At 44.4% G+C, this 13570-nt stretch carries 12 protein-coding genes; all 12 read left to right on the plus strand.

The genetic code is table 11. The features are described 5' to 3' along the window. The first annotated feature begins 6 nt into the window (after window positions 1-6). The gene (gene ftsL / locus LCM10_RS00350) at window positions 7-375 is read left to right on the plus strand and encodes a cell division protein FtsL (protein WP_224873857.1); all 369 of its coding nucleotides are present in this window, start codon (window positions 7-9) and stop codon (window positions 373-375) included. Further along, window positions 375-2582, plus strand: coding sequence for a penicillin-binding protein (locus LCM10_RS00355; RefSeq protein WP_224873858.1), 2208 nt, complete (start codon window positions 375-377; stop codon window positions 2580-2582). The genes ftsL and LCM10_RS00355 overlap by 1 nt, the downstream gene beginning before the upstream one ends. Window positions 2583-2738: 156 nt before the next feature. Then, window positions 2739-4655, plus strand: coding sequence for a stage V sporulation protein D (locus LCM10_RS00360; protein ID WP_224873859.1), 1917 nt, complete (start codon window positions 2739-2741; stop codon window positions 4653-4655). A gap of 197 nt (window positions 4656-4852) precedes the next feature. Then, window positions 4853-6313: a UDP-N-acetylmuramoyl-L-alanyl-D-glutamate--2,6-diaminopimelate ligase gene (locus LCM10_RS00365; protein ID WP_224875549.1), complete on the plus strand. Its 1461-nt coding sequence runs from the start codon at window positions 4853-4855 to the stop codon at window positions 6311-6313. Between the two features lie 2 nt (window positions 6314-6315). Next, on the plus strand, window positions 6316-6723 hold the full coding sequence (locus tag LCM10_RS00370) for a hypothetical protein (RefSeq protein ID WP_224873860.1): 408 nt from the start codon (window positions 6316-6318) through the stop codon (window positions 6721-6723). 1 nt (window position 6724) lies between these two features. Beyond that, on the plus strand, window positions 6725-7699 hold the full coding sequence (gene mraY / locus LCM10_RS00375; protein WP_224873861.1) for a phospho-N-acetylmuramoyl-pentapeptide-transferase: 975 nt from the start codon (window positions 6725-6727) through the stop codon (window positions 7697-7699). Further along, entirely contained in the window at window positions 7700-9049 is a 1350-nt protein-coding gene (murD, locus tag LCM10_RS00380) for a UDP-N-acetylmuramoyl-L-alanine--D-glutamate ligase (protein WP_224873862.1), read from the plus strand. Window positions 9050-9166: 117 nt separating this feature from the next. After that, a complete protein-coding gene (gene spoVE, locus LCM10_RS00385) occupies window positions 9167-10267 on the plus strand; it encodes a stage V sporulation protein E (protein ID WP_224873863.1) in 1101 nt (366 codons plus the stop codon). Window positions 10268-10879: 612 nt separating this feature from the next. Then, the gene (locus tag LCM10_RS00390; RefSeq protein WP_224873864.1) at window positions 10880-11668 is read left to right on the plus strand and encodes a cell division protein FtsQ/DivIB; all 789 of its coding nucleotides are present in this window, start codon (window positions 10880-10882) and stop codon (window positions 11666-11668) included. Beyond that, window positions 11652-12353, plus strand: a complete 702-nt coding sequence (locus tag LCM10_RS00395) for a DUF881 domain-containing protein (protein ID WP_224873865.1) — start codon at window positions 11652-11654, stop codon at window positions 12351-12353. Before LCM10_RS00390 ends, LCM10_RS00395 begins: the two co-directional genes overlap by 17 nt. A gap of 47 nt (window positions 12354-12400) precedes the next feature. Continuing rightward, window positions 12401-13129, plus strand: a complete 729-nt coding sequence (locus LCM10_RS00400) for a DUF881 domain-containing protein (protein ID WP_224875550.1) — start codon at window positions 12401-12403, stop codon at window positions 13127-13129. A 1-nt stretch (window position 13130) separates the two neighbouring features. Continuing rightward, window positions 13131-13493 carry a small basic family protein gene (locus tag LCM10_RS00405; protein ID WP_224875551.1) on the plus strand — a complete coding sequence of 121 codons (363 nt, stop codon included), beginning with the start codon at window positions 13131-13133 and terminating at the stop codon, window positions 13491-13493. Window positions 13494-13570: the final 77 nt, after the last annotated feature.

A 13570-nucleotide genomic window follows, 5' to 3' on the forward strand; every position in this document is an offset into this window, starting at 1 on the left:
AGAAGAATGAGTAATTTAGCTAGAAATTTAGAAAGGCAGCATGTTGAACATTCACAACGGGCTGTCGAGGTAAATCCACAGCCATCAAGAAAAGAACAGCGATCTGCCATAACGCCTGGCGAAAAGATTTTGGTTGCAATCTTTGCGGTAGTATTTTGTTTCCTGGCGGTTCAAATCGTTCAGACGCAGGCTGCCATTTATGATGTAAATAAAGAAGTCCAAGTGATGGAAACAACCGTAGAGAAACAAGAAAAAGAAAACAATGACCTTAAGCTGCAGATCAGCGAGTTAAGTACATACGAGCGTATTTTAGAAAAGGCAAAAGAGCTTGGATTGGACTTGAAAGAAAAGAATGTGAAGGTTGTTGAACAATAATGAAAAAAAGGCCAAGTATGAACATAGGGGCAGCCATCCTTTTCGGGATTTTCGGCTTGCTCTTTTTTATATTGATGGTTCGTTTTGTAACGATCCAAGTGACGGGTGAGGCGGAAGGTAAGGTGCTCGCATCGCAGGCGGCCGAAAAATATATCAAGAATCGTATACTGGAAGCCCACAGAGGGACCATCTATGACCAAAAAGGAGAGGTCATTGCGGAGGATACTTCTGCCTATACCCTTGTGGCAATCCTGAGCCCTACGGTGACAAGCGATCCTGAAAATCCTAAACATGTGACGGACCCAAGGGAGACTGCAGGGAAACTAGCAAACTACATCGATATGAATGAGAGCGAAATCTACAATCGATTGACTAATGATGGTGCCTATCAGGTTGAATTCGGATCGGCTGGTCGGGCACTTTCACATCAGGAGATGATCCAAATCAGGGAAGAGAAGCTTCCGGGGATCACATTTCGGAAAGAGGCAAAACGATTTTATCCGAATGGGACTTTTGCGTCCCATCTGATTGGGTTTGCTCAGAAGGATGCGTTGGAAGAGGGCGAATCCAAGACAACTGGTAAAATGGGGATTGAAAAGAGTTTCAATGATGTATTAAGCGGAACGAACGGAACCGTGGAGTATAAAAGTGATGTTTGGGGGTACCTCCTTCCGAATGCTGAAGAGCATGTCACCGCACCGAAGGACGGGGAAGATATCTATTTGACGATTGATAAGAAAATCCAAACCTTCCTTGAGGAAGCGATGAATGAAGTGGAAGGGAAGTACAAGCCGAAGAAAATGTTCGCGATCGTATCGGATCCGAAAACAGGGAAGATCCTCGCCATGACTCAACGTCCAACTTTCCATCCTGATACACGTGAAGGGCTGTTGGATAACTGGACCAATACAATTGTGGAGGAAACAATCGAACCGGGCTCCACCATGAAATCCTTTTCGCTTGCAGCTGCGGTGAATGAAGGGAAGTTCAATCCGAATGAAGCCTATCAATCAGGGACGTACAAGGTCGATAACGTCCCGAATCCGATCAGGGACCACAATGGCGGAGAGGGTTGGGGTTCGATATCATTTCTTGAAGGGGTTCAACGATCATCGAATGTCGCATTTGCATACCTCTTGGACAAGATCGGATTTGAGACTTTCGAGGGCTATCTGAATGAATTCGGTTTCGGGGAACCAACAAATGTCGGCCTGCCGCATGAAGCATCGGGGTCGATCTTGTATCATTATCCGATTGAGAAGTATACCACGATATTCGGACAAGGGACTACCGTCACGCCGCTTCAAATGATTCAAGCTGAATCTGCAATCGCAAATGACGGGAAAATGATGAAACCCTATGTGATTTCGAAAGTGGTTGATCCCAATACGAAGCAAGTTGTGAAAGAGTCGAAGCCTCAAGTGGTCGGAAATCCGATTACGAAGGAAACAGCCGAGAAAACGAGGAAGTATTTAGAGACGACGGTCACATCGGAGCATGGGACAGGTACACGGTTTGCCATCGAGGGTTATAGTGTTGCTGGTAAATCGGGCACAGCCCAGATCCCGGATGCAGAAACAGGGGGATATAAATACGGTAAAGAACATTATTTGTTTTCCTTTTTGGGGATGGCACCGGCAGATGACCCTCAGCTGATTGTATATGTGGGCATTCAGGAACCTGAGCTTGAACCGACAGAAATAGGTTCAGATCCGGTATCAGCAGTGTTTAAGCCTGTCATGCAGAACAGTTTGAAGTACTTGAACATAAAGCCGCAGGAAAAAGTGGATGTGAAGCGGCAACAACTTCCTGATTTAGCAGGAATGGGTGTGGAAAAGGCGAAATCGGAAATTGAAAAAATGGGTGCTGAGCCTATTGTGGTCGGCAGCGGAACCGAGGTAGTGAAACAATTACCACTGGCTGGTAGTCAAATGATTCAAGGCGGTAAAGTGGTCATCAGAACCAATGGGGACATCACCGTCCCGGATATGAAGGGGTGGTCCATCAGAGACGTCTTCAAAGTCGCAAATATCGCCGGCCTCAAAATCAATATGGTGGGTAACGGATTTGCAGTCAGTCAAAACATTCAACCTGATTCACCTGTGAAAGAGGGGGAACCTCTCGTTGTCAACTTCAAGACTCCTGATGAACAAATGAAGGAGAAGGAAAAAGAAGAAGGTTCTGGAGAAGAAGCTCCATTGAACTAGTTTCGGCATAAAAGGATGGACGCTTCCTGCGTGTGAGCCCTTAGCTTAGGGGGGAGACGCGGGAAGAGCCGTCCTTTTTAATGTTCGGATTTGAAATACATACCCGCAATTGTCCAAGCATATAATGGAACGAGCTTTAAAAGGGGAGGTCCATTTGTGAAAAGAGTATCGAATGTCACGGTAAGAAAAAGATTGGCGATTGCTCTGGTTGCGGGAGTGTTGATATTTTCGATTATTGATTTTCGACTTGGTTACGTTCAATTTTTTATGGGGGACATGCTGACGAGCCGTGCGAAGGATTCGTGGAGCAGGAATATCCCCTTTCAGCCGGAGAGAGGGAAGATTGTAGACAGGAATGGGGTGGAATTGGCAGGAAATCAAAGCGCGCCAACCATTTTTGTTGTACCAAGACAAATCACCGATCCCCAGGCGACGGCTGAGAAACTGGCGCCTGTTCTTAATATTTCAGTGGAAACTGCATATAAATATGTATCAAAACAGGAGAGCATGGTGTTGGTCAAGGAAGCGAGGAAGATTTCTTATGAAAAGGCTAAAGAAGTGAGAGACCTGAACCTCAAAGGTGTGTATCTCGGCGAAGACTCTAAACGATATTATCCATATGGGAGCTACCTGTCCCATGTCCTTGGCTTTGCCGGTATCGACAATCAAGGGCTTATGGGACTTGAGCTATCTTATGATAAAGAACTGACAGGGGATAAGGGATACGTCAAGTTCTTTTCTGATGCAAAAGGGAAGCGGATGGGTGATATGGCAGATGATTTCGAAGATCCGGAAAACGGGTTGGACCTCAAGCTTACAATCGACACGAAGGTCCAGACGATCGTTGAAAGGGAACTCGATATTGCACAGGCAACGTATAACCCCGATGGCATGATTGCCATTGCCATGAACCCTAAAAACGGGGAAATCCTTGCCATGGCGAGCCGCCCTACGTTCGACCCGGCGAATTTCCGTAATGTGCCCCAGGAAATCTATAATCGGAATTTGCCGATATGGAGTACGTATGAACCGGGTTCGACGTTTAAGATCATCACATTGGCGGCCGCCCTTGAAGAAAAGAAGGTTGACTTGTATAAAGAAACGTTTCATGATTCAGGCCATGTGGAAGTGGCCGGGTCAACGCTTCATTGTTGGAAGAGAGGCGGACATGGGACACAGACCTTCCTTGAGGTTGTTCAAAATTCCTGTAACCCGGGGTTTGTCGAGCTTGGGGAACGACTTGGAAAGGAAAAGCTCTTTAAATACATTAAAGATTTTGGCTTCGGAGAGAAGACAGGGATCGACCTTCAAGGCGAAGGGAAAGGAATATTATTCAATCTGGACCGCGTAGGCCCTGTGGAACAGGCCACAACTGCATTTGGTCAAGGCGTGGCCGTTACACCGATTCAACAGGTCGCTGCCGTTTCTGCAGCGGTCAATGGGGGTACATTATATCAGCCCTATATCGCCAAAGAATTGATCGACCCTGAAACGGGTGAAGTCGTCATGAGAAAGACACCTCAAGTGAAGAAGCGGGTGATTTCGGAAGACACATCCAAACAGATCAGGCAAGCACTTGAAAGTGTCGTGGCACAAGGGACGGGCGGAAAAGCGTTTGTAGACGGCTATCGTGTCGGAGGAAAGACGGGAACCGCTCAAAAAGCGAAAGATGGAAAATATTTAGAGAATAATCACATCGTTTCATTCATGGGGGTCGCGCCTGCAGATGATCCGGAAATCGTCGTTTATGTGGCGGTCGATAATCCAAAAGGAACCGTCCAATTCGGTGGGGTCGTTGCTGCACCGATTGCAGGAAGCATCATCGGCGATAGTCTAGAGGCGATGGGTGTACCGAAGCGCAAGGATCAAATCGAGAAAAAGATGAATTGGGATGATGTCCCGATGATCAAAACACCGGATTTAATCGGATTGACAAAGGATGAATTGCAACAACAGCTTATCAATCTGAACCTGGATATCAGCGGAAGCGGTGAGAAGGTTGTCAATCAGTCACCGGATCCCGGAGTGAAAATCAAAGAGGGGTCGACCATCCGTATTTATATGTCTGAATAGATGTCATGCAGGGCATCCCTTTGAAAAGGTGCCATCTGAACCCGGGGATGTCCATAGGGTATTGGTGAGAATGGATTTTGCGATGATAGGATCAAGCAGAGAAAAAATAAGAACTAAGTTAAAAGGTTGATAGCTTTCGAGACTGATTTTATGTAAAATAAAAAAAGGTTGCTTTCTACCTGTGAGGAGTTGAAATGATGAGATTGCATACTTTGCTGGAAGTACTCCCGTTTTATAAAGTACATGGTGAAGGAAATCCAGCTATTTCAAACATCGCAAATCACCACAAGAAAGTAAAGGATGGCGATTTATTCATCTGTATCCAAGGTCATGAGATTGATAGTCACTCTCTTGCCCATATTGCCGAACGAAATGGAGCAGCGGCTGTCCTTGCAGAAAGAGAAGTGGATGTGAATATCCCGGTAATCGTGGTGCCGAGTACGAAGAAAGCCATGGCGGTCCTTGCTGACTATTTCTATAAACAACCTTCCCATCAACTATTATTAGTCGGGGTGACGGGAACGAATGGTAAGACGACGACTACACACTTGATCGACCAAGTCTTTAGCTTCAATGGAATCAAAACCGGATTGATCGGGACGATGCACATTAAAGCCGGTGATGAACTTGAGGTGAGTCATAATACCACACCCGATAGCCTGACATTGCAGCAGACCTTCTACCGATTTCGTGAGAAAGGCGTCACCTCTGCCGTGATGGAGGTATCTTCTCATGCATTGGATCAAGGAAGGGTGCATGGGTGCGACTATGATATTGCCGTATTCACAAATTTATCGCAGGACCACCTTGACTATCATCGTTCCATGGACGAATACCGGAATGCAAAATGCTTATTGTTTGCCCAGTTGGGCAATACTTACTTTAAAAAATCCCCTAAATATGCCATCATCAACAAAGATGATGATGTAGCCGGCTATCTGATCAAGTCAACTGCTGCCCATGTCTTTACATACGGCTTGACGAAAGAAGCCGATTTCTATGCTGAAGACCTGCGACTGAAAGCTTCTGAATCATCCTTTAGGCTTGTCAGTCCATATGGCGAAAAGGATATGGTCCTGGGCATGGCAGGGAAATTCAATGTCTATAATGCATTGGCTGCAATCGCTACGGCTTCTGCAGCGGGGATTCCCTTTGATAAAGCTGTTCAATCCCTAGAGAAAGCCCAAGGTGTGCGAGGGCGATTTGAGTCCATTTCTGAAGGGCAATCCTTCTCGGTCATTATCGATTATGCGCATACACCGGATGGGTTGAAGAATGTCCTGGAAACCATTAAGTCCATCACGGATGGTCAAATTATCGTCGTCGTCGGCTGTGGGGGGGACAGGGATAAGATCAAGAGGCCGATCATGGCTGAGATCGCTTGTGATTATGGTGACTATGCCATCTTCACATCGGATAACCCCAGAACAGAAGACCCGATGGATATATTAAAAGATATGGAAACTGGTGTAGTCGGAAAACAATATACGCTCATGATTGATCGAAAAGATGCGATAAAGGCTGCAATCAAACAGGCAAAAGATGGAGATGTCGTCCTGATAGCAGGCAAGGGGCATGAAACGTATCAGATCATTGGTCACGATGTGTATGAATTCGACGATCGTGAAGTGGCCAGACAGATCATCAGGGAGCTGTAACCATGCTAACTTATGAAGATGTAAAACAATTATTCCCCGATACGAAGGGGGTCGCGCTCCCCGGTATCGGCTTTCAAAACGTATCCTCGATGGCGGATATGCGTTTGGAAAGAGGATTGTTCATTCCGATTGGATCGCATGAGGATCTTCTTGAAGGCATCGGCAATGGTGTGATTGCATCATTATGGGATAAGGCCGTTAACGTGCCGATGTTCGTCCCAAATCATTTTCCTTTATTTTTTGTGGAGGATCTTCGTACCGCTCAACGTGAACTTATTACTTTTTACAAACAAAAAAACAATCAAGAAAAGTGGGAAATTATGACGAAGTTTATTTGTAGTAATGAATCTGAACATACAGATGTTATGGACAACAAACAAGAATCAAAATTGAAGGAAGGAGGGGAATGACGTGCTGGAACAAGTAGTCTTTTTTACCATCATTATGGCCTTTCTGATTACAGTGCTCCTCGCACCTGTTTTCATCCCCTTCTTGAGAAGGTTGAAATTTGGTCAAAGCATTAGGGATGAAGGTCCAGAGTCCCACCAAAAGAAAACGGGGACGCCGACGATGGGAGGAATTGTATTCCTTGTATCAATCGCCGTCACAACGTTGATTATGACAGGGAAATATTCCGAGGCAGGAGCCGAAACGTATCTGCTGCTTCTGGTTACGATCGGATTCGGACTTCTTGGTTTCCTCGACGACTTCATCAAGGTTGTGATGAAGAGAAATCTAGGATTGACATCAAAACAGAAACTTCTTGGACAGATCATCATTTCAGTCATTTTCTATTTTGTGTTGAAGCAAACTGGTTTTGATACGACTGTATCCCTTCCAATGACCGATGTTTCTTTTGATTTAGGCTGGTTTTATGTAGTTTTTATCATTTTTTGGCTTGTCGGATTTTCAAATGCGGTCAATCTAACAGACGGATTGGATGGTTTGGTTTCAGGAACATCCGCTATCGCATTTGGAGCACTTGCCGTCCTTTCATGGAATCAAGGACAATATGATGTTGCCATTTTCGGTGTTGCCGTAGTCGGTGCCGTGCTTGGTTTCCTCGTATTCAATGCTCATCCCGCTAAAGTGTTCATGGGGGATACAGGCTCCCTGGCTCTTGGAGGCGCGATCGCTGCCATTGCCATCTTGACTAAGCTTGAAATCATTTTGATTTTGATTGGTGGAGTATTTGTCATTGAAACATTATCCGTCATATTACAGGTTGCGTCTTTCAAGACGACAGGAAAACGAATCTTCAAGATGAGCCCGCTTCATCACCACTACGAGCTTGTCGGCTGGTCTGAGTGGAGAGTGGTCGTGACATTTTGGACGGTTGGTTTGCTTTTTGCTGTTTTAGGAATCTATATCGAGGTGTGGTTATAATTGAAGAACATTACAAAATTCAAACATAAAAAAGTTCTAGTGTTGGGATTGGCAAAAAGCGGGGTAAGTGCTGCTTCATTACTACATAAGCTTGAAGCTTTTGTGACGGTGAATGACCAGAAGCCTTTAGCGGAGAACCCGGAGGCGCAAGGCCTCCTTCAAGAAGGGATAACGGTGATATGTGGAAGCCATCCGATTGAATTATTGGATGAAGGCTTTGAGTTCGTCGTTAAAAATCCCGGGATCCCTTATCACAATCCTTTAATAAAGCGAGCAATCGAAAAGGGCATCCCGGTCTTGACAGAGGTGGAGCTTGCCTATTTGATTTCAGAGGCTGAAATGATCGGGATCACTGGTACGAACGGGAAGACAACGACCACCACATTGCTTTTTGAAATGTTAAAAGCTGGCAGCCAGAATCCGTTGATTGCAGGGAACATCGGAACGGTTGCGTCAGAAGTGGCCCAAACGGCAAAAGAAGATCAGAAAATGGTGGTGGAACTGTCCTCCTTCCAGCTGATGGGGATTGAAGAGTTCTCACCCCACATTGCCATCATCACGAACTTATATGATGCTCACCTGGATTACCATGGGAATATCGAGGACTATTGGAAAGCCAAAGCCAATATCACAAAGAACCAGAAAGAGGAAGATTTCTTGATCATCAATGATGACCAGGAGCACCTGGGCAAGGCAGTGAATTTCACCAAAGCTGAAATCATCCCTTTCTCAACGACCAAGGAAGTGGAAGGCGGAGCCTATATCAAGGATGGTTCCATTTACTTTAAGAAAGAAAAGATCGGACAGCTGTCTGAGGTTGTGCTCCCGGGGGCGCATAATCTTGAAAATATTTTATGTGCTGTCGCAGCTTCTAAGTTGTATGGGGTTTCAAATGAAAGCATCATGAAGGTACTCGGAACATTTTCTGGTGTCAAGCATCGTACGCAGTTTGTCAAAGAATTGGATGGACGTAAGTTTTACAATGACTCTAAAGCGACCAACATCCTCGCAACGAAGAGTGCCCTCGATGCATTCAACGGGCCGACCATTCTGTTGGCCGGAGGGTTGGACAGGGGGAATTCGTTTGATGACCTTATCCCATTCTTGAAGAATGTGAAGGTATTGATCACATTCGGTGAAACGGCGTCAAAATTGGAAGAAACAGGACAGAAGGCAGGGATACAAACCATCCTGAGTGTCGATAATGTAGAGAAAGCAGTTCCTGTAGCATATGAGCATTCCGAAGAAGGGGATGTGATCCTACTGTCACCGGCTTGTGCCAGCTGGGATCAATATCGAACTTTTGAAGAACGCGGTGACATTTTTATTAACGCTGTGCATAACCTTTAATAAGGGCTTGTCTACAGGGAGCAAAGATACGGTGGCAACAGGGTAAGGCAATCTAAGAAGATCAAACAGTATGTATTGCTTTAAACGGCTCAAATACGTCTATTCGAGGTGTTAAGATTGCCTTTAAAGAAATCGAATCCCGATTTTATCCTTATTATTGTGACCCTCACACTTTTGGCAGTGGGATTGGTTATGGTGTACAGTGCGAGCGCGGTCTGGGCGGATTACAAATTCGACGACTCATTCTTTTTTGCCAAGAGGCAATTACTATTCGCTGCAGTCGGTGTCTTTGCGATGTTTTTTATTATGAATGTGGAATATTGGACGTGGAAAAATTGGGCCAAGGTTCTCATCATCATCTGTTTCGTTCTATTGGTGATGGTGTTGATCCCCGGTATTGGTGTCTTGAGGAACGGGTCGAGGAGTTGGATCGGTGTCGGGGCATTTTCCATCCAGCCGTCCGAGTTCATGAAGTTGGCCATGATTGCATTTCTGGCCAAATACTTGTCTGAAAATCAAAAGTATATAACCTCCTTCAGGAAAGGTGTCTTGCCTGCCCTGCTACTTGTATTCACAGCATTCGGGATGATCATGCTTCAGCCGGATTTAGGTACGGGGACAGTAATGGTCGGGACATGCATGGTGATGATTTTCATCTCGGGGGCGAGGGTGATGCATTTTGCCTGGCTCGGCATCGCCGGTTTGGTCGGATTTGCAGGACTCGTCGTGTCCGCTCCATACAGGATTAAACGGATCACATCATTCCTCGACCCTTGGGAAGATCCACTTAACAGCGGCTTTCAGATCATTCAATCATTATATGCCATTGGTCCAGGTGGATTGTTTGGCTTGGGGCTGGGGCAGAGCAGACAGAAATTCTTCTATCTCCCCGAACCACAAAATGATTTTATCTTCGCGATATTGGCTGAAGAGCTCGGTTTCATAGGCGGGACATTCGTCCTTCTCCTCTTTTCATTGATCCTATGGAGGGGAATCCGGATTGCGCTTGGTGCACCTGATTTGTTCGGAAGCCTTCTTGCAGTCGGGATCGTTTCGATGATTGCCATACAGGTCATGATCAATGTGGGTGTTGTGACTGGCTTGATGCCTGTTACGGGAATCACACTCCCATTCCTGAGTTATGGGGGGTCATCGCTGACTCTGATGCTGATGGCAGTTGGCGTACTATTGAATATAAGCCGGTATTCCCGGCTATGACTAGGAAAAGATTGGCTTCTTATCATCTCAGTCCATGTGATCCTTCACCTTTTTTATCGAAGGTTACGTGACTGGGTGGAAGTCAATCTTTTTGTGGTTACAGGGGTATTCGGATGCAATAGGGGCGTTCAAGTATCAACAAATGAGAGGATATCCGGCACAGCCCAGTGAATAAAGAACTATTACTCATTTTTTCTATAAATAACAATAGGATATTCGAAGGTAAGATGTTACAATATATTACATAATTAAAACGAATGAAAGTGATAGGGTTTTCAATATAATAGGAGATTATATTACTTTTTTTAACCAAAACTTTTACATTTCAATGACATCCTTTCATATCAAGTAAATGGTGTTTAGAATAGAGGAGAAGAGTGTAATAAACAAGGTGGTATTCCCTTTATTCGATTCTATGGAATGTACATAATTTTCATTTGAAATTTTCATTATGTTTGGTGAAGGTAAAGGATTATCGTTTGAGCTGCTACCTGATAACCGTCCGATTCCCTTTCACATGATTGCCTTCCTGAACTCTCATTAGAGAAACCATTTATATTAAGGCACGGTGTAACGTGTCCATAAATACGAAATGAAATTGAGGAAAACGTAATGAAAAAAGAAAATGTTGTTTCCATTGAAGAAAGAATCCCAAAACTGAAACAGCACAGAAAAAAGAAAGCCAATAGAAGGCTGTTGTTCGTATTGTCCTTGTTTCTGCTCATGATCCTATCAGTCGTTTATTTTCAGTCGCCCCTTAGTCATGTAAAGACGATAGAGGTGAAGGGAAATGAATTGGTCCCTGATGAGAGAATCCTTTCTGTAAGTAAAGTGGAATCTGGGATGAATGTATGGAGCGTAAGTAGAAATGACATTGCAGAACATTTGAAGAAACTACCGGAAGTCAAGAGCGCAGAGGTAAAGCTCTCATTTCCCAATTCCTATGTGATTAACGTAAATGAATGGGGAAAAAAAGCGTATCTACTGAAGGATAACAAATTTTTCGTCATCCTGGAGAATGGTAAAGTCCTTGATAAAGGCTCGGAATCCATCCCTGTGGATGCACCCCTTCTAAGAGGGTTCAAAGAAGACAAGACATTAAAGAAAATGATTGGAGAATTAGGTGAGCTTCCAAAGGAGGTTCAGCACCTCATTTCAGAAATCAATCTGGTCCCAAAGAAAACGGATCAGTATCATCTTCAGTTATTCATGAATGATGGGTATGAGGTAAGTGCGACGATCCGGACATTCTCTGAAAAAATGGAGCATTACCCTTCAATCGTCAGTCAACTCGATCCTGAACAAAAAGGGATCATCGATTTGGAAGTAGGCTCTTACTTCAGGGCATATGAACAGGATGGAGAAGATGAAGGAGATGACGGGGATGAAAGTGAAAGGTAAACACGTTATCCTCTCACTAGTAAGTTTAGTGCTTGGTTTCATCCTTGCTTTTTCATACAGTCTCGCGAACACAGAAGAAGCTGGTAAAGGAAAACGAAGCAATGGTCAATGGAAACAGGAAGAAGAGCTGAGAGATCAGATTTTGGAGCAGCAACAGAAGAATAACAATCTGCAGCAGCAGCTCTATGAAAAACAGGAAAAAGTAGTGAACATGGAAAAGGAATTTTCAAAGGAAAAACAAATTTACTTCAATCTTGCTGAAGAAGCGGAAAAATACCGGATGTATCTGGGAAAGACAAAAGTCAAGGGTCCGGGAGTGTCAGTGACACTTGCGGATGCCGATTATAAACCGAATGAAGATAATGCAAACAATTATATCGTTCATGAGCACCACATTTTCAAGGTGATAAATGAATTGTATATAGCCGGGGCGTCTGCAGTCGCCATCAATGGCCAGAGGCTGAAACATGATTCATACGTGTTGTGTCATGGACCCGTCATACAAGTTGATGGAATTGAATATCCGGCACCTTTTGAAATAACGGCCATCGGTGATCCGGAGGTACTCTCGTCAGCCATGAATATTGCGGGAGGGGTCAAGGATCAGTTGGTGAATGAAAATATCGAATTCTCTTTAGAGAAGAAAGCCGATATTATGCTACAACCGCTGATTGGTGAATCATGAGTTTGCACTCCAATAGGTAGAAAGTGTTGGAAAGCAAGGTGAAGGAATTGGACAGCAAGCTTAAAGTGAGTTTTACAATCATTACCATGATCGTCGGTTTCATGATTGCCATTCAATTTCAGACAGTCAAGGAACCTGTTGTCCGTGATACAAGAGACATATGGGAATTAAGGGATGCACTTCTCAAAGAGAAGGAATTGAATTCTAACATGCTTGACGAGATGAGGGCTGTTGAGGAAAAACTCGAAACGTACAAAACGGAGCAGAAGGCAAGTCCTGAGCAAGCCTTGAAACAGACATTGGAAGAATTGAAGACGGAAGCTGGCCTGACTGAGAAAAAAGGGACGGGCCTGATCCTCACCATCGAACCCGCAATGGAAGAAATATTGCTTGGTGAAAAGGTCCAGAGTGTCTCTCCTCAACTACTCGAACGATTAGTCAATGAGTTGAACCAGTATGATGCAATGGACATTTCCATTGATGGCCACCGCTTAATCAATACTTCGGTCATACGGGATATCAACGGGGAAACGAATGTGGACGGTTACTCGATCACTAAGATCCCCTTTGAAGTGAGGGTGTTGACGAAAGACCTTGAAACAGCCAAAAAATTATATAACCGGATGCAAGTATCGCAATCCGTGGAGGATTTCTTTATCGACAACCTGCGGGTATCCATTGCCAAACCGATGGAGGAAGTGGTTTTGCCAGCTTACGATGATACAATCCGTGTCCGCTATATGGAACCGGTAAGTGAAAGAGGAGGGAATGGGTAATATGTGGCTTCCCGTTTTAGGGTTGCTAGTGGGGGTCGTACTCGGCCTTCTGACCGATATTAGAATTCCAGATGAATACTCGAACTATTTATCGATCGCAGTCCTTGCTGCACTGGATACACTTTTTGGCGGGATCCGTGCTCATCTCCAAAATATTTATGATGATAAAGTCTTTGTTTCAGGCTTCTTTTTTAATATTTTACTAGCAGCAAGTTTGGCTTTTCTAGGGGTTCATCTTGGTGTAGACTTGTATCTGGCAGCTGTTTTCGCATTTGGTGTAAGGTTATTCCAAAATATAGCGGTCATAAGAAGGATACTCATTAGCAATTGGACAAATAATCACGAAAAAAGAGAAAAAAATTAGAATTTTAAAAGGGAATCGTTTTTGTAACAGCGAATATCTTATTAAGATATACTTAGATTTGAGACTAACTGGGATTG

This window comes from Rossellomorea aquimaris (assembly GCF_020171925.1).
GTDB classification, from domain to species: Bacteria; Bacillota; Bacilli; order Bacillales; family Bacillaceae_B; genus Rossellomorea; species Rossellomorea aquimaris_F.

What these genes read in the sequence shown, in the direction of transcription:
- ftsL (WP_224873857.1), top strand. Translation starts at nt 7, where the DNA reads ATGAGTAATTTAGCTAGAAATTTAGAAAGGCAGCATGTTGAACATTCA.
- LCM10_RS00355 (WP_224873858.1), top strand. Translation starts at nt 375, where the DNA reads ATGAAAAAAAGGCCAAGTATGAACATAGGGGCAGCCATCCTTTTCGGG.
- LCM10_RS00365 (WP_224875549.1), top strand. Translation starts at nt 4,853, where the DNA reads ATGAGATTGCATACTTTGCTGGAAGTACTCCCGTTTTATAAAGTACAT.
- LCM10_RS00370 (WP_224873860.1), top strand. Translation starts at nt 6,316, where the DNA reads ATGCTAACTTATGAAGATGTAAAACAATTATTCCCCGATACGAAGGGG.
- LCM10_RS00390 (WP_224873864.1), top strand. Translation starts at nt 10,880, where the DNA reads ATGAAAAAAGAAAATGTTGTTTCCATTGAAGAAAGAATCCCAAAACTG.
- LCM10_RS00395 (WP_224873865.1), top strand. Translation starts at nt 11,652, where the DNA reads ATGAAAGTGAAAGGTAAACACGTTATCCTCTCACTAGTAAGTTTAGTG.
- LCM10_RS00405 (WP_224875551.1), top strand. Translation starts at nt 13,131, where the DNA reads ATGTGGCTTCCCGTTTTAGGGTTGCTAGTGGGGGTCGTACTCGGCCTT.